Origin of the sequence: Pseudomonas sp. VS40, from assembly GCF_018587885.1 — a bacterium.
Taxonomy (GTDB): domain Bacteria; phylum Pseudomonadota; class Gammaproteobacteria; order Pseudomonadales; family Pseudomonadaceae; genus Aquipseudomonas; species Aquipseudomonas pergaminensis.
On sequence record NZ_JAGYWD010000008.1, the window covers coordinates 14,861 to 33,563 of the forward strand.

The window sequence follows — 18,703 nt, forward strand, 5'->3', positions numbered from 1 at the left end:
CACTATTCTCCTGAAAATCTGATTTTAGTAATCGGTTTTTTCATACCATTGATAGTCAGTGATGCAGAGGGTTGACCCGTGGATGTGGACGAAGGATAGAAACGATAAGTTTTTTCAGAATTTGATAAAATCGTAACTGAACCATCTTTAGAAACCGTTTTGATGTAGCCACTAGATTCAAGAGTTTTAATTGCACTGCTCTGAGAAACATTCGCATTAATCTGTCCCGCGCTGTTTCGAGTGGCCTTCGGTAAAAACTCTACGTCTGTTACCTTCGCTTTAGACCGTTTGCCAGGCATGATGAAAATGCCCTGCTTAATCGCTTCTGCTGCCAACGTAGCAATAGTAGTATCACCTTTGACTCCAATTATCGCACCAATATTTGCAGTGGATCCGAAGTTTTGATCAATAATCATGCCTACGGTTGATGCTGCGGGGTTGCCTTCATGACGTAGCACGCTGATCAAATCAGCTGATTTTTGATAGTCATCAGCGAGCCTGATAGAAATCGCCCTGCACTGGTCAGGAGACCTGACACATAATTCGTCCAGCTCAGCATCCCTTTTCGCGCTTAACGCATTGTAGCGGTCAATGACTTCCTGTTTCTCAGTTGCCGTACTCTTACTATCGACCTCACGAAGCATTTCCTTGATTTCTTCATGATACAGATAGTTGAACGTTGTAGCCTTCTGAGCAATCACTGAACCTGTATTAAGATCTCCTCCTACAGCTGCCGCACCAATCAACCCTGTGAGCTGAGAAAAAACCAACTGCAACTGATCATTTTTACCAGCCGCATCGGCCATGACGTTAATCAAGGCCTCGTTCAATCCGGCGGCAGCAGCACCGGTCTTGAAGTCACTCCCAGTCAGCTCTGCCAATAAGCCACCCATAATGGCGTGGGCAGCAATTTTCTGAACACTTCCATTTGGAAAGGTGATCTGATCCCCTACCCAATTGAAACCGGTAGCCATGGCCATATTCCCCGCCTCGCCCAATAGGGCCGCGTTGAAATTATTGCCGAAGCTGCCACCACCAATCGCAGTGGATACGCCACTGCTGATAACTGCTCGAGTTACTGTACGAGTCGCCGCATCAGTCGCATTGCTCCAACGGAATATGTCTTTGGAAGGGTTAGCTGTGCTTACGGCAGCACCATCCGCAGGTTGAATACCCTGTGTGGCGGACCCTGCACCATCGGCTGCCGTAAACCATTTATCGTCCGCGTAATCAAGAAACCCAGCAGTAAACCCTGCAATCGCAGCGTTCTTCAAACTACCCGCGCTGAACGTATCTTTAATCGCCAGACCAAGATTGCCCTTGTTATCAATGGTGCTGGTGACTGCAGTAGTGCTCAAGCTGGCCGCGACAGCCAAGTTAGTCCCACTCAACCCAAGACCCGCAGGGCCAAGTATGAAAGACATCAGAATTGCGATGGCAATCTTGGCGCCGGCTCCCAGACCGGACGATTCATACTTGAAGCTGTCGTGAATTTCTTTTACTTGGCGCCAATCGATATCGCCCCGAGCTTCCGCCTGCTTCATCCAAGCAAGGTTCGGATCAGCTTGAACCATCGCGTCGATGGTTTGGCTAACGCTTTGTTGATCGACCTGTTTGATGTCAATACGAATGCCTTCGGCCGCATTAATGACAAGCTTGCCTTGAGCGATCAGAGCGCTTTGCCGAAGGGTCTCATCCGTTTTCCCTTCGCCTTTCATCTTGTACCAAGCCAAGTCACCCTTGCTCTTGGTATGGCTCTCATCGTGGAAATCCTTCACCCCCTCAAACACGATGCGGCCACCGCTATCCAGCGTCAGGTCCTTTCCGCTATCCAGGGTTGCCACTTGATAACGTTGATCGCCGCCACTCTTGAGCGTGAGATTGCCGCCCGTCTTGATTTCACTGCCGACGTTTGTGTGCTGCGTCACCTCATCCCGTTTCGCCGCGTTACTCCCCCAACTGCCTTTCTTGGTCATGTCATAAAGGGAGTAGTCGCGATTGAGCTCAGCCAGTAAATTCAGCTGGTTACCGGCAACCAGATACGCCTCATTACCAGCGTTGATTTTGCTGGCCACCATCGTCACGTCGTTCAGCGCAACGACGTTTACATCTCCACTGGCATCAATCGTCGTACCCTGCTGCCGAATATGGTCTTCATCCTGATTGATCTTCTTGCCGCTGCGTTTATAGCGGTACTCACTTGATTCTTCGTTGGCAGCCGCCAGGAGGTTCACATCCTTGCCAGACAGGTTGACGTCGCTCCCCGCCTTGACATGGCTGGCGACCATCGTGAGCTCATTCGTCGCCACAACATCGAGATCCCCACCGACCTTGATCTCACTGGCATGCTGCACCGTCTGGCTTTGTTCCCAGAAATGCCGTTTGTCCTGACGCATCGACCCGGTTTCTTCGCGAGCCGCCGCAATCACCACATCATTACCCGCGCTTAACTCCGCGTTCTTGCCTGCCGTAATGGCCCCGCCCACGTTCAGCAGGTCGCGAGCGGCATGCATCGTCAGGTTGTTTCCGGCTTCAATGCTCGCAGCGCTATCCACAACAGCAGTCTTGGAGCTGAACCCTTTTCCACTGTTTTCAATCGTGGTGATGGTCCGGTCGTTGCGGATATCGCCGGTCAACGTGCTCAGGTCAACATCCTTGCCTTTGAGGATGCCGCCTTGCATGTTCACCAGGTCCTTGCCCGCGACCAGCTTGAGCTTTTCACCAGCCTCGGCCAGCCTTGTATTCACCAGGTTATTACCCGCCGCTGCCGACAGGCTTTCACTGGCGCGCAAGGTCCCGGCGTTCTTCAAATCCGCACCGGCAATCAGCGTCACATCCTTGCCTTGAATCAGCGCGCCATCCGCCGTCAGGCGGTTATTCGCCTGGGCCATGTACAACACGGGCACCAACACGTGTTCACCATTGACCACCTGGTCTTCCATCCAGACGATGTCGTGGGTCAGTGCGGCGACTTGTTGGGAGGTGAGGGTTACACCGACGGCGAGGTTAAGTTGCTCCTTGCTGGCAATGGCGTTGTTCATCAAGTACTTGAACATGCCTTCATCGGTGGTCTGGCCAGCGATGAAACGTTGTCCGGTTCGGGCAGTGACGGCTTGTTGGATCAGGCGTTGTTCGTAAAGGCCGTCACCCAGGCGTTTCCAACTGGTTTCAGGGTCGTAGCCGAGTTTGCCCAACAGGTAATCCGAGCTCATGAATTGCTTGAGGTCGGTGAAGGCGGAGTTGGTTTCGACCAGGTATTTAGGGCCAACGAACACGCGGCTGGCGTCCGAGCCCTGGATGTTGGCCTTGCTCAGGTCCTGGCTGTTTTTGGCTGCAGCGGCGCTATCGACCACATGGAACAAGCCGTTCGTACCGCTCGGCAATGTGAAGCCCGGCAGATTGGTCGGGTTGACTTGTTGCTGTGCCAGGTCAGGTGGTAGCTGTGGGTTCAGCACGACCACGGCGGGTTTGGTCACTGCAGTAGCGCCGCCTTTGTCCGAAACCGGTGTAGGCGGTGCGAACTGTACGATGCTGCTGTTTTCCAGCTGTTGGGTCGCCTGGATGCTGATGTTACCGCCCGCTTGAATCACCGAGGCGATCGGGTCGCCAGGGGTCACGGTGGTGGTATCACCTACCAGATTGAAGGAGTTGAGCGCGCCTACCGGTAGTACCTTGGGGTTACCTTGCGCGTTGTAGGGGTAGATCCAGTTGGCACGAAAGCGCTCGTCTGTACCATCGGTAATACGACCGGTGTTCCACGTACGCGTGCGCGTGCTGGTACCGGTGGTCGCGCCAATGTTGGCGAAGTTGTCAGCGGTGATCAGCAGATCAGCGCCCGAGGCCATGGTGCTGTACTTATTGAGAACACTTGACCCTTCGACGGTCAGCTTCGCGCCACTCTGGATCAAAGAGCTGGCCGAATCTGTCGCCACCACACTTTTGGAGACTTCATGTGCAACGTAGTCGACGTTGTGATGATCACCACCGCAGTCGTAGCACGTCACGCTGAGGTAGCCCGAGACCGCCTCGTCGACGGTGCTAAATACGTCCTTGCGGTTGATCACGCTGTCGCTGCGCACCAGCACATCGTTGGTGGCTTCGATATGGCTGGAAATGTTTTCCAACGACGCACTGCGTGCCACGCCGTCGCGAGCCATCATGCTCAGGCCGCCCAGGCTGTAGATATCGGCGTAGTAATTGGTCAGATTCTTGAAGCGCAGCGCCATGTCGGTGCCGCTGAAGATCAGGCCGTGGTCGTTACGTACAGCTTCGGCGTTCAGATCCACCTTGCCGGCGCCACCGAGGGTACCGGTGTTGATGACGTTGGTAGCGGTCAGGGAGAACGTCCCGCCACTGGTAATGCGCCCGGCATTGGTCCACGTGTCGCCCTTACCGGTGAAACTCTGGCTGGCGGCAAGCTTGCCGGTGGCTGCCTGGTTGAACTGGCCTACGGTGACGTTGAGCACATCAGCTTGAATGTCGGTGCTGTTGTCCCAGGTCGCGGCATCGACGGTCAGTGTGCCGGCAGTTGCAACGCTTCCGCCGATATTGCTGAACTTCGCCAGATCGACTCCAAAGGTCCCAGTGCCGACGTGCTGGATATTGCCATCCGTGTTGTTGAAGCTGGCCATGCGCAACGAGACGTCATGGTTAGCCGCTTCGATTATGCCGCTCTGGTTATCCAGCAATTGCTGGCTGGCCACGCTGGCGGTGCCTTGTTGGCCGAGGGAACGCAACTTGCCGTTCTGGTTGTTGATGGAGGCGGCGCCGATCAACAAACCGCTGGAGCCTTCGACCAGGCCTGACTGGTTGTTCAGTACGCCGGTCAGGCCGAAGTCGATGGCGTCGGCGGCCGCGCGGCCTTGGGTGTTGTTGAGGTCGTGAGCGCGTACCACCAGCTGTTGCTTGGCCAGCAAGGCGCCGCCTTGGTTGTCGAGGGTGGCGGTGGTGATCAGGGCATCGCCATTCAGGGCAGACACTTGGCCGCCGTTGTTGAGCACGGCCTGCTGGGCACCGAGGTCGAGCGACTGAGCCTGAATCAGCCCTGCCTCGCCGGAAATGTTGAGCGACTTGCCATTATCCAATACAGACGCCAGGGTGGTCTTGAGCTTGCCCGCGACACTCGCCAAAACTCCCCCACGGTTATCGACGCTATCGGCATCAATAGTGAGGTCGTCTGTTTGCGTGATGACGCTACCGTCCCTGTTGTTGAGCCCCTCGCTCAACGTAGCGGTAATACCGCTCTGGCTGAGCAGGCTGCCGGTGGTGTTGTCCACCGCACCGCCGTTGATCGTCAGGCCCTGCTGGGTGCTGATAATGCCTTTGCCGGTGTTAATCAATTGCTGGTGGGCCGTAAGGCTCATGGCATTGGCGGACGCGATGTAGCCGTCAAGACTGTTATCAAGGGTGTCGGCTACCAGCGTGAGTTGGCCTTGGCTGATCAGCTTGCCGCCCTGCTGGCTGAACGTTTTGGCCGTGGCGAGGATGTCTCCCTGACTGGTGATCTGGCCCTTGGCGTTTTCAATGGTCATGCCGTCAAGCGTCAGGGTGTTTTTGGCGGTGATCTTGCCGCTGGTGTTGTCGAGGCTGGCTACGTCCAGGCCCAGCGTGTCTTGGCTGCTGATGACGCCATCAATATTTTTTACTGCCACAGCGTTCAACGTTTGCTCGCCGCCGCTGGCGAGAGTGCCTTTTTCTCGGTTGTCGAGTGTGCCGCTGAGGGTGGTCTTGACCGCACCCTGACCCGTCAAGGTGCCGCCACGGTTGTCCAGATCCTGCGCGTCAAGCGTCAGGCGGGCGCTGGCTGAAAGTGTGCCCGCACGGTTGTCGAGTGCTTCGGTGGCGGTTGCCTTGAGGTCACGGCTGGCGACAACGCTCTGGCCACGGTTGTCGATGCGCTTGGCGGTGAGCACCACGTCACCGGTCTGGTTGCGGGTGTTCTCCGGGGTGACGCCGGCTTCGATCATGCCCAGGTTTTCAAGCTGACCCGCCGTGGTCAACGCAACGCTGTCTTGGGCAGCGATGGCGCTGCGATTGGTCAACGTACCTTGGGTGGTCGCTTCAACGCGGGTGCCGGCGTAGATCTTGCCTTGGGCATCCAGGCTCTGGGCCTTGATGACAACCGCTTCGGCGGCGGTGGCTTGCACCAGGCTCAAATGACCATTGGCATCCAGTTGCATGTCGCCGCCACTGGCGAGCATCTTGCCGTCGAGCTTCACGCCCACGCCGCCTTCGCTGCTCACGAGCTTGATTGCACCGGCGTACATCCCGCCCAACGCCGAAGAGTCGATGGCCAGTTGAGGCGCGGTCGCCGGGTCAGCGTTACGTGCCGTTGTCTTGAGGGTCTTGGCATCGACGTCGTTGGCGCCGGCGATGATTGTCAGGTTCTTCGCCTGGATCTCGGCATTGATCTTGGCCGAACGGGTGATGATCTCGAAGCGGTCGATGTTGTTGGCGTTGAGCCCGGCGCCTTCTATGGTGACGCTGCCTTGATCGACTTGGTAACGGCTGACCTGGCCGTTTTCGATCACCGCTTTACCGGTGGTCAGGGTCGCCTGTGGCGTGTTGATAAACCCGCAGCCGTTGCAGGTGATGCCGTAGGGATTGGCGACGATCACATGGGCCGACTGCCCCGCCACTTCGGTGAAGCCGCGCAATTGGCTGGGGCTGCCGCCATTCACCTCGTTGAGGATCACACTGGCGGCGTTACCCTTGAGGTTCGAGTTGCCAAGGATGATCCCGCCCAACTGCGTGGACTGGGTACGGCTGGTGGCGTTGTTAAGAATCAGCCCCTGCTGGCCGACGTTGTAGTCCTTGAACTGGTTGTGCGACAACCCGCTGCCATTGGGCGCAGCGATATTGACGATCGGTACGCCATTCGCCGCCTGGCCCAAGCTGGTGCCGGGTGCGCTGACCACAATACCGTCCGCCTGGGCCAGCAACGGCTGCCAGAACATGGCGTTGGCAAGCACCAATGCCAACCCACGTTTGGGCAGGCACAGAAAGGTGGAACGGGTTTTCAAGGCCGCAGAAGGTTGGCGCGCAAGAAAGGCGAACTGGCGAACGTCCATGTATTTTCTCGATGCCCGAGGGGCGGTAAAAATTTAAAGAAAGAAATCCAGTCGAAAATAGATCGGCGCTTCACGCTCAGTGATCGGCCCCGGTCGTTCCAAAGAGTGTGCAAAGGTCACCGTGGCCGCGACGTTCTGGCCGCGTGCAAACAGATCGACCGAGTTGCTGCTCATGCGCCCATGCTGCTCGGCGTTGTAACGGCCGTGGCTGATCACGCCCTGGTCGTAGCCGAGGCTGGTGCCGTACTCGCTGAACACCGGTTGCAGCCAGGCCCAGGTCACCGGGCGGCTCCAGCGCAGGTCGTTGCGCCAGTAACCGCCGCTGTCGCCGCTGAGGGTCTGGTCCTTGTAGCCACGAATCGAAGACTGCCCGCCGAGGCTCATGCGTTGTGGGCTGAACAGCACGTCTTCACTGCGCTGGCCGGTCATCAGGCTGCTGAAGCTGAACGACTCGCCCCACAATTTGAAGGGGTACAGATAGCTCAGCGTTGCGGTGTATTTGCGATAGCGCGCATCAGCCTGGCCCGGTCGAGGGTTGTGATTGGCCTGGGCGTCGAAGGCGCCAATGCCGTCCTGCATGCCCAGGTCGATGTTGAGGAATGACCCGCCTATGCGCCGACCATGGTTGATGCCGAACTGAGCTTCGCTGAGGCGGTTGCTGCTCAGGGCCAGCTTGCTGTCGTCGATGAAGTTGTTGGTACGCAGGTAGGCCACGCCGGTGCTAAGGGAGGTTTTACTCAGAGCATCACGATGGACGACCCGCTCCAGGCGCAACTGGTGGTTCTGGCTGTCGCCGGACTGCTTGAAGTTGAAGTTGCTGGCATGGGCCAGGGAGCGGTACTCGGACTCGCTGTAGGTGTAATTGAGGTTCCACCAGCCAAAAGGCAGGTTGTAATTGAGCATCGAGTTACGCGAGGTTTTCTGGTGATCGCTGACCGCATCATGGCCGCCGCGCAGGGACAGTTGGTCGGCCAGGCCGAGCGGGTTGTCCCAATCCAGGCTCGCTCCCCACTGCTGTTCGCCGGTGCTGCGCTGGCCACCGTTGTGGCGTGACAGGCCGACGCGCCAGGGTTTCTGCGGGGCGTTCTTCACCAGCACGTCACTGCCGCCGACGGCCTTGCCGGGGGCCAACTCCATCTGCGCCTGGTTCGACGGAAGGCGGTTCAACTGATCGACCATCTGCTCGATTTCACGCAGGTTGAGCAGGTCGCCGGGTTTGCCGGGGAAGGTCATAGCCAGTTGGCGATCGGTGATACCGCTGCCCTCTTCGCCCTTCATTCCTTCGAGGCGGCCTTCGATCACCTGCACCTTCAGGTTGCCACTGGAGAGGTCCTGTTGTGGCAGGTAGGCACGGCTGGTGACCAGGCCTTTGCCCAGGTAATGATCGGTGATGACTTTGAGCAACTCGTTGAGCTGCGGCACACCGAGGCATTTGCCGATGTAGGGTTTGAGCAGGCTGTTGCGCTCGCCTTCGGACAGGGCGTCGGCACCGATGAGTTCGATGGTGTTGATGGGGAAGCAGCGGGTGTCGACAGGTGCTGATGGCTTGGCTGGCGCGGCGGTTTTGTCGGGCAGGTCTTTGAGTTCTTCTAGGCGGCGTTGCTGCTCTTCGAGCAGGCGGTCCTGGCGGTCGCGGATCAGGTCAGTGACGCCTGGAGTGTTCGGCGGAGTTGCGCCTTGAGCCAAGCTGGCTGTGCCCAGGCAAAAAAAAGCGGACAGCAGGCCGAGCCTGGTCCGATGTACCGAACGCCACATGTCTAGATCCCTCTACATGGCCTTATGCCATATTTTGGCGGCGATCTTATGGTGGCGCTTTGATGACGTCAATAAAATGTACGAGTTTGTTTCAGCACTGATACTCGGGATAGCTTGATAAAATCCGGGCAAAAAAAAGCCTGCATCTCTGCAGGCTTCTCTTTATGTCGCTATCTGGCTCCACGACCTGGACTCGAACCAGGGACCCAATGATTAACAGTCATTTGCTCTACCAACTGAGCTATCGCGGAATGCGCCGTATGTTACTGATTGAAAAGGAGAAGTCAAGCTTTCTATAGCATTCGGCGCGATTAAACCGGATGGCCGGTTGAAACGGCGTGTTCCCTGGCCAGTTCCAGCCATGCCAAGGCGGCGGGTGGCAGGTGGGCGCTGGTACGCCAGGCCAGGGCGATGTGCCAGTCGGTGTGCGGTTCGTCCAGAGGGATCAGGGCGATGCCGGCGTGTTGATGCTTGTGCGCCAGCATGCGTGGCAGGAAGGCCACGCCCAGGCCGGCCGCGACCAGGTCGACAATAAAGTCGATCTGCCCGCTGCGGGCTGTCACTTTGGGGGTGACGCCTTTGCGCTCACAGGCGGCGAGGATCTTGGCATTCAGGGCGAAGCCGGCTTCGAACAGGATGAACGGCGAATCGGCCAGGTGGGTGAAGTCGATACGCCCGAGGTGAGCCAGTGGGTGGCTGATGGGCAGCACGGCCATCAGCGGCTCATTGCGCACCGGCTGGTAATCGAAGTCTTCGTCGACCGGCAGCAACAGCGCCGCCAGGTCGACCTCCCCCGCTTCCAGGCACTCGCGCAGGCGTTTGCTGCCGTATTCGGTGAGTTCGATGTCGATGTCCGGGTAGCGGCTGCGGTAGGTGGCGAACATTGTTGCGAAGAGCACGCCGCAGCCCACGGGTGGCAGGCCGATGCGCAGCACGCCACGCTTGAGGCCGCGCAGGTCGTTGATTTCGGCCACCAGGTCATTGCGCTCGGCGAGCAGCACCAAGGCGCGGCGGTAGGCAATTTCGCCGGCAGCGGTGAGTTCATTGCGGTGGCCCAAGCGATTGAGCAGCGGCGTGCCCAGTTCCTCTTCCAGGGTTTTGACCGCCTTGCTTACGGTGGATTGAGTCAGGGCCACCACCTCGGCAGCCTGGGAGAAACCGCCCTGGCGCACCACTTCGACAAAGGCCCGCAATGTTCTGAGGTTCATCAGTATTCCTTTGGCGACTGGCTACCAGTGATAAAAGTTGTTTTTATCATGCCAGAGAGTTGCCTATCCTGAACCCACTTTGCCTTGTGGAGCCCCTAATAATGATCATCTCGTCCGCCTCCGACTACCGCGCAGCCGCCAAGCGCAAGCTGCCGCGCTTCCTGTTCGACTACATCGATGGCGGCGCCTACGCCGAACACACGATGCGTGCGAACAGTTCGGACCTGGCCGAGATCAGCCTGCGCCAACGCATCCTGCGCAATGTGGACAACCTGAGCCTGAAAACCACCCTGTTCGGGCAGTCACTGGACATGCCGGTGATCCTCAGCCCGGTCGGCCTCACCGGGATGTACGCGCGGCGCGGCGAAGTGCAGGCGGCCAAGGCAGCGGCGAACAAAGGCATTCCGTTCTGCCTGTCGACGGTGTCGGTCTGCCCGATTGAAGAAGTGGCGTCGCAAAGCGCGCAGGCGATCTGGTTCCAGCTGTATGTGCTCAAGGACCGTGGCTTCATGCGCAACGCGCTGGAGCGCGCGCAAGCCGCTGGGGTCACCACCTTGGTGTTTACCGTGGACATGCCCACGCCCGGCGCGCGCTATCGCGATGCTCATTCGGGTATGTCCGGGCCGTTCGCGGCACAGCGGCGCATGCTGCAAGCCGTGACCAAGCCGCAGTGGGCGTTCGACGTCGGGTTGATGGGCCGCCCCCACGACTTGGGCAATATCTCCAAGTACCTGGGCAAACCGACCCATCTGGAAGATTACATCGGCTGGCTGGCGAACAATTTCGACCCGTCGATCAGCTGGAAAGACCTGGAGTGGATCCGTGAGTTCTGGAAAGGCCCGATGATCATCAAAGGCATCCTCGACCCCCAGGACGCCAAGGACGCGGTGAGCTTCGGCGCCGACGGCATCGTGGTCTCCAACCACGGCGGGCGCCAGCTGGACGGCGTACTGTCCACCGCCAAGGCCTTGCCGCCGATTGCCGATGCAGTGGGCGATGACCTCACGGTGCTGGTGGACTCGGGCATCCGCTCCGGACTGGACGTGGTGCGCATGCTCGCCCTGGGTGCCAAGGCGTGCCTGCTGGGACGCGCCACCGCCTATGCACTGGCCGCCGATGGCCAGCACGGCGTGGAAAACCTGCTGGACATCTTCGCCAAGGAAATGCGCGTGGCCATGACCCTGACCGGCGTCACCTCCATCGAGCAGATCGACCGCACCACCCTGGTCTAACCCTGCTGCTCGACGATCCCGCGTGCCTTGAGTTGGGCCAGTTGCTCCGGCGTCAGGCCCAACCGCCCGCCGAGGATATCGTCGGTGTGTTGCCCCAGCATCGGCGCCGGCCGCACATACTCCACGGGCGTACCCGACAGCTTGATCGGGCTGCCGACCATGGCAAAGTCCGGGTTGCGGGGGTGGGGGATTTTCACCATCAGGTTGCGGGCAATCACCTGGGGCTCTTCCAGGGATTGGGCGATGGAATTGATCGCCCCCACCGGTACTTTCGACGCATGGATGCACGCCACCCACTCATCGGCGCTGCGTCCCAGGAAGTGCGCCGAGAGCAGCGCGACGATTGCTTCGCGATGCGCCACGCGGTCGGCATTGCGGCGAAAGCGCGGGTCGTCCGGCAGGTGTGGCAGGCCAATGCTCTGGCACAAGGCAATGAACTGGCTGTCGTTGCCGCAGGCGATGATGAAGTCGCGGTCGGCGGCGCGGAACACCTGGTAAGGCACGATATTGGCGTGGGCATTGCCATAGCGCTGCGGCACCTTGCCCGAGGCCAGGTAATTCATGCTCTGGTTGGCGAGCGTGGCGACCTGCACATCCAGCAGCGCCATATCAATGTATTGACCCACACCGGTACGTTCCCGGCTGAGCAGCGCGGCCTGGATTGCCACGGTGGAATACAGGCCGGTCATCAGGTCGGAAAACGCCACGCCGACTTTTTGCGGGCCGCCGCCCGGCAGGTCATCACGCTCACCGGTGATGCTCATCAGGCCGCCGATGCCCTGGATGATGAAGTCGTAGCCGGGCTCTTCGGCACGCGGACCGGTCTGGCCGAAGCCCGTGATGGAGCAATACACCAGGCGCGGGTTGAGCTCTGCCAGGGTCGCGTAGTCCAGACCGTAACGGGCCAGGGAGCCCGCTTTGTAGTTTTCGATCAATACATCCGAGCTGGCCGCCAGTGCGCGTACCAGCTCCTGGCCTTCGGGGCTGGCCATGTCGATGGCCACGGATAACTTGCCACGGTTGGTCGACTGGTAATACGAAGCTTCGCCCGACGACTCGCCGTTGTCAGCCTTCATCCAGGGCGGCCCCCAGCCACGCGTGTCGTCGCCGCTTTGGGGGCGTTCGATCTTGATCACTTCCGCACCGAGGTCGGCCAACACTTGCCCACACCAGGGACCGGCCAACACACGGCTTAAATCCAGCACCCGCAAACCTGTCAATGCACCCATTGTTCTTATCCTGTGAGGTTGGGAAATCAGCCGAGTGTCGGCTCTTCATGGCGCAGGGAAATCCCCAGCATCGCCCGCCGCCGCAACCAGGGGCTGGGGCGGTAACGCGGGTCGTGGGTGAGTTCGCTCATGCGCTGCAAAATCGTCAGCAGCCGCCGTGGCCCAAGGGCATCGCCCCACGCCAGCGGACCATTGGGGTAGCCCAGGCCGAGCTGCACCGCCTGGTCGATATCCTCGACGCTGGCAATGCGTTGCTGGGCGATGTCACACGCCAGGTTGACCACCATCGCCAAGGTGCGCTGCGCCACGAAGCCAACGCTGTCACCGATCACCGTGACGCCCACGCCATCCGCCGCCAGCAAGGCGTGTGCCGCGTCGCGCATGGCCGTGGATGTCAGCGGGTTTTGCATCAGTGTGCGATGGCGTGACAGGTCCGTCAGCAGGTCGACGCACAGGGTCCGTGCAGGGTCGGTATCGAAACGCACGCAGGCGCTGGTGGCATCGAGGCCATACGGGGCCAGCAGGCACAACGCGTCGGGCGAGGGTTGCGCGGCGTGCTCCACGTGGGCGCCCAAGTTGATCACCAGGGCACTCAAGCGCTCGTAGTCTTCACTGTTCTCGGTGGCGATCCATACCGGTGGCTGCTGTTGCACACGGGGCACCGGCTGGGGTTGCGGGCCGTTGATGAGCTGGCCGTTCTCATAGTGATAGAAGCCATGGCCGGTCTTGCGCCCGAGGCGGCCGCCCACCAGCATCTGCCGGGTCAGGGGCGACGGTCTGTAGCGTGGCTCCTGATAGAACTGGTTGTAGATCGACTCCATCACCGGGTGCGACACGTCCAGGCCGGTGAGATCCAGAAGCTGCAGCGGCCCCATGCGGAACCCGGCGCCGTCGCGCAGGATGCGGTCGATATCGCCGCGCTCGGCGATGCCTTCATCCAACATTTTCAGGGCCTCGGTGCCATAGGCACGGCCGGCGTGGTTGACGATGAACCCAGGGGTGTCCTTGGCGCGCACACCGCGATGGCCGATCCGCGCCACCAGCGCCAGCAGCGCGTCACCGACCGCCGGCGCGGTGGCCAGGCCGTCGATCACCTCCACCACGCGCATCAGCGGCACCGGGTTGAAGAAATGCAGCCCGGCCACGCGCTCAGGGCGCTGGCAACCGGTGGCGATGGCCGTGACCGAGAGTGACGAGGTGTTGGTCGCCAGGATGCAGTTCGGGCTCACGATACTTTCAAGCTGTTGCAGCAGCCCGCGCTTGGCGTCGAGGTTTTCGACGATGGCTTCCACCACCAGGTCGCAGCCCTTCAGCTCGTCGATGAGGCCGACCACCTGCAAGTTGGCCAACGCCGCGTCCATCGCCGCCTGGCTGATCTTGCCCTTGCTTAACAACGTCGCAAACGTGCTGTCGAGGTGGTCCCGCGCCGCTTGCGCAGCGCCGTCACGGGCATCGAACAGGCGCACCGCCACACCGGCTTGAGCGGCGATTTGCGCAATGCCTGCGCCCATGACACCGGTGCCCACCAGCCCCATCGTATTCAGGGTGTCGGTCATGCTTATTCCCCTCGGTATTGCGGCGTGCGTTTCTCGAAGAACGCCGCGGCGCCCTCCTTCTGGTCCTTGGAATCGAACAGCAATTGGAACGCCTTGCGTTCCAGCACCAAGGCGCTTTCCAGCGGCAGGTCGGCACCGGCCAGCATCACTTCCTTGATCTGCTGCACCGCCAGTGGCGGCAGCGCGGCGATCTGCGCGGCCAGTTCCAGTGCGCGCGGCAGTGTCTGGTCGTCGCTGACCATTTCGCTGAGCATGCCCATCGCCAGGGCTTCCTTCGCACTGACCATGCAGCCGGTGAGCGCAATGCGCATCGCCTGGAACTTACCCACCGCACGCACCAGGCGCTGGGTGCCGCCCGCGCCCGGCATCAAGCCCAGTTTGACCTCGGGCTGGGCAAAGCGCGCCGATTCGCCAGCCACGATCAGGTCGCAATGCATCGCCAGCTCGCAGCCGCCGCCCAGGGCAAAACCGTTGACGGCAGCGATCACCGGCTTGGGGCAACGGCTGATGGCTTCCCACAGGTATTCGGTATGGCGGCGGTACATATCAATCGCGCCCGCTGCGGCGAACTCCTTGATATCCGCCCCGGCGACGAAAAACTGTTCGCCACCGGTCAGCACAATGGCGCGCACATCCTGGCGCCGGGACAGCGCACGGAAATGCTCGGCAAGGGCTTCACGCACCTGGGCATTGAGGGCGTTCTTGACCTCGGGCCGATGGATACGGACCACGGCCACGCCATTGTCCTGGACGTCGAGGGTCACTACGGGTGGGTTAGCGCTGGTCACATTCACTCCTGCTACAACGTTCTTGTTAGTGGAATTGTTGTTAGTTTCGCTGTGCGAAATAATATTCCGTATTTGTCGATAATCATAAGTATCGACCCCGCACGTGTAAACGTAAAAACCCTAAGCCTGACTAAAACAATCGATAACATGTTGTTTTAAAGGGTTTTATCGACATTAAATATCACGGATTAAAAAGTTGCTTAGTTTCGCTGTGCGGAATACTATTTTGTTTTGTTGATTTTATAAAAAAATGAGGATTAACATGCGCGGTCGAAACGCGGACTCGGACACCCCAGGAGCTCCTGCAGGAAACGTCCCTACAGGCAACAACGCCTTCGAGCATTTGTTGATTGACCCGATGAACAACGATGAGGAGGAAGACAAGGACCGCCAGTTCGTCACCGCCCTGGCCCGTGGCCTGGAACTGCTGCGCTGTTTCACGCCGAGCGAGAGCGTGCTGGGCAACCAGGAATTGGCGCGCAAGACCGGGCTGCCAAAGCCGACGATCACCCGCATGACCCACACGCTGACGCGCCTGGGTTACCTCAAGCACCTGCCGCAGTCGGGCCGGTACCAGTTGGAGGTGGGCGTGATGGCGTTCGGTTACGCGATGCTGTCGAACCTGTCGATCCGGGCCGTGGCGCATCCGTTGATGGAGACCATGGCCAGGTACGCCCAGGCTGCCGTCGCGATGGCCACCCGGGACCGCCTCGACGCGGTGTACCTGGACGTGGTCCAGGGCGAAGCGAACATGACCATGCGCCGCCAGGTGGGTACGCGGTTGCCGTTGCACTTGAGTTCAGCAGGCCGCGCCTGCCTGGCAGCGATGCCGGAAAACGAGCGGGATTTCATTCTCGACCACATCCGCCAGCGCCATCTGGAGGACTGGCCGACGATCCGCAAGGGGCTGGAACGCGCCTTCCGGGACTACACCGATTTCGGCTACTGCATGTCGATCGGTGAGTGGCACCGCGATGTCAACGCCATCGCCGTACCGCTGCGACACGCACAACACGGCTTGCTGGCGTTCAACTGTGGCGGACCGAGTTTCCACCTCTCCCGGGAGAAACTCGAAGACGACATCGGCCCACGCCTCAAGCACATGGTGAACAATATCGAGGCCGCCACCCGCTAGCTGGACAGGTGCATGGCCTCGGCAGATCGACGATAACAGGCCCGCCGAACGGGCCGCTGAGGAATGCACATGATCCGAGACGCACAAACGCTTCATATCCTGGTGGACGCCATTGCGCAGTTCGTCGACGAAGCGCTGATCCCACGGGAAAACGAAGTCGCCGAGACCGATGAGATCCCGGCGGATATCGTCAGCCAGTTCCAGGACATGGGCCTGTTCGGCCTGACCATTCCCGAAGCCTACGGCGGCCTGGGCCTGACCATGGAAGAAGAGGTGACTATTGCCTTTGAACTGGGCCGCACCTCCCCGGCCTTCCGCTCCTACTTCGGCACCAACAATGGCATCGGCTCCATCGGCATCCTGCTCGACGGCACCGATGCGCAGAAAGAACACTACCTGCCGTTGCTGGCCAGCGGCGACCTGCTCAGCTCGTTCTGCCTCACCGAACCGGACTCCGGCTCCGACGCCGCCTCGCTGAAAACCACGGCGGTGCGCGATGGCGATGACTACATCATTAACGGCACCAAGCGCTTCATCACCAATGCCCCACACGCCGGGATCTTTACGGTAATGGCGCGCACCAATCCTGGCATCAAGGGTTCGGGTGGGATCAGCGCTTTTATCGTCGAACGTGAAACGCCAGGCCTGTCGTTGGGCAAGCGCGACCACAAGATGGGCCAGCAAGGCGCGCACACCAGTGACGTGATTTTCGACAACGTGCGTGTGCCCGCCAGCCAATTGATCGGTGGCGTCGAAGGCGTGGGCTTCAAGACCGCCATGAAGGTCCTCGACAAAGGCCGCTTGCACATCGCCGCCGTCAGCGTAGGCGCAGCCGAGCGCATGTTGAGCGACGCGCTGAACTATGCGATCGAACGCAAGCAGTTCGGCCAACCGATTGCCGAGTTCCAACTGATCCAGGCCATGCTCGCCGACAGCAAGGCTGAAATCTACGCCGCGCGCTGCATGGTGCTCGACGCTGCCCGCCAGCGCGACGAAGGCCGGGACATCGGCACCGAAGCCTCGTGCTCGAAGATGTTCGCCACCGAAATGTGCGGCCGCGTCGCTGACCGTTGCGTGCAGATCCATGGTGGTGCCGGTTACATCAGCGAGTACGCCATCGAACGTTTCTACAGGGATGTGCGCCTGTTCCGACTGTACGAAGGCACGACGCAGATCCAGCAACTGGTGATTGCCCGCAACATGATTCGCGCGGCGCAACGCTAAGCCTCACCGCACCACCATACCCAATGCCCTAACAACTACAAGCAAGGTATCGTTATGGAAGTCGCCGCATCGGCGGGCGCGTTGTCGCCTGCACAAAGCAAACTGTGGATCATCGTTTTTATCTTCTGCTTCCTTGGCCTATTGATCGATGGCGCAGACCTGATGCTGCTGTCCTACAGCCTCAGCAGCCTCAAGGCCGAATTCGGCCTGACCAGCGTCGAGGCGGGCAGCCTCGGCAGTTTCACCCTGGCCGGCATGGCCATCGGCGGCATCTACGGTGGCTGGGCCTGCGACCGCTTTGGCCGGGTGAAGACCGTGGTGTGGAGCATCGTGCTGTTCTCCGTGGGCACGGCGATCCTGGGCATGACCCACAGCTATTGGCAGTTCGCGAGTACGCGGTTTTTCGCCTCCCTCGGCCTGGGCGCGCTGTACGTGGCGTGCAATACGCTGATGGCGGAATACGTGCCGACCCGCTACCGCACCACCGTGCTCGGCACCCTGCAGGCGGGTTGGTCGGTGGGTTACATCGTCGCCACCCTGCTGGCCGGCTGGATCCTTCCCGAGCACGGCTGGCGCTGGCTGTTCTACGTGGCAATCATCCCGGTGATCCTCGCCGTGCTGATGCAACGCCTGGTCCCCGAGCCCCAGGCCTGGCTGACCGCACGGGCCGAGCGAGCACGGGAGAAAGCCACTGGTAGCCAGCAGGCCATGACGAAAAAGCCCGACGGCATGTTCAAATTGATCTTCAGCGACCCGAAGGCCAGCCGCATGTTTCTGCTCTGGGCCCTTACCGCAGGCTTCCTGCAGTTCGGCTACTACGGAGTGAACAATTGGATGCCGTCCTACCTGGAAGGCGAGTTGGGGATGAACTTCAAGTCAATGACCAGCTACATGGTCGGCACCTATGCGGCGATGATCTTTGGCAAGATCCTCGCGGGGCTGGCGGCGGATCGCCTGGGACGTCGCGCCGTGTTTGCATTTGGCGCCCTGGGCACGGCGGTCTTCCTACCGGTAATCGTGTTGTTCCAAAGCCCCGAGAACATCTTGTGGATGCTGGTGGTGTTCGGCTTCCTGTACGGGATTCCCTATGGCGTCAATGCCACGTACATGACCGAAAGCTTCGAAGCGAAGTTTCGCGGCTCTGCAGTGGGCGGCGCCTATAACATCGGGCGCATTGGTGCGGCAGTGGCACCGGCGGCCATCGGTTTCCTGGCGTCCCATGGCTCGATCGGCATGGGCTTCCTGGTGATGGGCGGCGCGTATTTTATCTGCGGTGTGATCCCCGCGTTGTTTATTCGCGATAAGCAGTTTGATCCGCAAAAACAGTAAGCCCTGCCTTCAGTTGCCAAATAACTGGCGTCATCATTCGGCGACTGTTTTTAGCGATAAAAACAGTCGCTTGATTTATAAGCCATTTAATTAGATTGAACCTATTTGGCATGAATCTCGCTCTAACCTCACCCAAGCAGGTTAAGCGATGACAAGACGTGCGGCAGTACCCAGGGG

The 18,703-nt window shown here is 59.9% G+C and carries 10 protein-coding genes and 1 tRNA gene; 4 read left to right on the forward strand and 7 right to left on the reverse strand.

Going from position 1 to position 18,703, the window contains the following annotated elements; genetic code table 11:
• Positions 1-2 precede the first annotated feature (2 nt).
• From KHP07_RS22440 to KHP07_RS22455, 4 genes are all read right to left on the reverse strand, one after another.
• The gene (locus KHP07_RS22440) at positions 3-7,070 is read right to left on the reverse strand and encodes a two-partner secretion domain-containing protein (RefSeq protein WP_214498051.1); all 7,068 of its coding nucleotides are present in this window, start codon (positions 7,068-7,070) and stop codon (positions 3-5) included.
• A gap of 33 nt (positions 7,071-7,103) precedes the next feature.
• Positions 7,104-8,825 (reverse strand): ShlB/FhaC/HecB family hemolysin secretion/activation protein, encoded by a 1,722-nt coding sequence (locus KHP07_RS22445; protein WP_214498052.1) that lies wholly within the window; start codon positions 8,823-8,825, stop codon positions 7,104-7,106.
• A gap of 175 nt (positions 8,826-9,000) precedes the next feature.
• Positions 9,001-9,076, reverse strand: a tRNA-Asn gene (locus tag KHP07_RS22450).
• 60 nt (positions 9,077-9,136) lie between these two features.
• Positions 9,137-10,033 (reverse strand): LysR family transcriptional regulator, encoded by an 897-nt coding sequence (locus tag KHP07_RS22455; protein WP_099492301.1) that lies wholly within the window; start codon positions 10,031-10,033, stop codon positions 9,137-9,139.
• Positions 10,034-10,134: 101 nt separating this feature from the next.
• On the opposite strand from KHP07_RS22455, the gene lldD reads away from it, so the two are divergent.
• Positions 10,135-11,265 (forward strand): FMN-dependent L-lactate dehydrogenase LldD, encoded by a 1,131-nt coding sequence (gene lldD, locus KHP07_RS22460; RefSeq protein WP_099492300.1) that lies wholly within the window; start codon positions 10,135-10,137, stop codon positions 11,263-11,265.
• Here lldD and KHP07_RS22465 read toward each other — a convergent pair.
• From KHP07_RS22465 to KHP07_RS22475, 3 genes are read right to left on the reverse strand one after another with little or no spacing between them, the layout of a single operon-like run.
• A complete protein-coding gene (locus KHP07_RS22465) occupies positions 11,262-12,494 on the reverse strand; it encodes a CaiB/BaiF CoA transferase family protein (protein ID WP_099492299.1) in 1,233 nt (410 codons plus the stop codon). The two genes, lldD and KHP07_RS22465, sit on opposite strands and share 4 nt — an antisense overlap.
• 26 nt (positions 12,495-12,520) lie before the next feature.
• Positions 12,521-14,050 (reverse strand): 3-hydroxyacyl-CoA dehydrogenase, encoded by a 1,530-nt coding sequence (locus tag KHP07_RS22470; RefSeq protein ID WP_214498053.1) that lies wholly within the window; start codon positions 14,048-14,050, stop codon positions 12,521-12,523.
• Between the two features lie 2 nt (positions 14,051-14,052).
• Complete coding sequence (locus KHP07_RS22475; RefSeq protein ID WP_214498054.1) at positions 14,053-14,838, reverse strand: enoyl-CoA hydratase; 786 nt, start codon at positions 14,836-14,838, stop codon at positions 14,053-14,055.
• Between the two features lie 358 nt (positions 14,839-15,196).
• On the opposite strand from KHP07_RS22475, the gene KHP07_RS22480 reads away from it, so the two are divergent.
• From KHP07_RS22480 to KHP07_RS22490, 3 genes are all read left to right on the forward strand, one after another.
• Positions 15,197-15,973, forward strand: coding sequence for an IclR family transcriptional regulator (locus KHP07_RS22480; RefSeq protein WP_252994303.1), 777 nt, complete (start codon positions 15,197-15,199; stop codon positions 15,971-15,973).
• Positions 15,974-16,042: 69 nt separating this feature from the next.
• Positions 16,043-17,197 (forward strand): acyl-CoA dehydrogenase family protein, encoded by a 1,155-nt coding sequence (locus KHP07_RS22485; RefSeq protein WP_214498056.1) that lies wholly within the window; start codon positions 16,043-16,045, stop codon positions 17,195-17,197.
• 54 nt (positions 17,198-17,251) lie between these two features.
• Entirely contained in the window at positions 17,252-18,526 is a 1,275-nt protein-coding gene (locus tag KHP07_RS22490; protein ID WP_100490101.1) for an MFS transporter, read from the forward strand.
• Positions 18,527-18,703 lie beyond the last annotated feature (177 nt).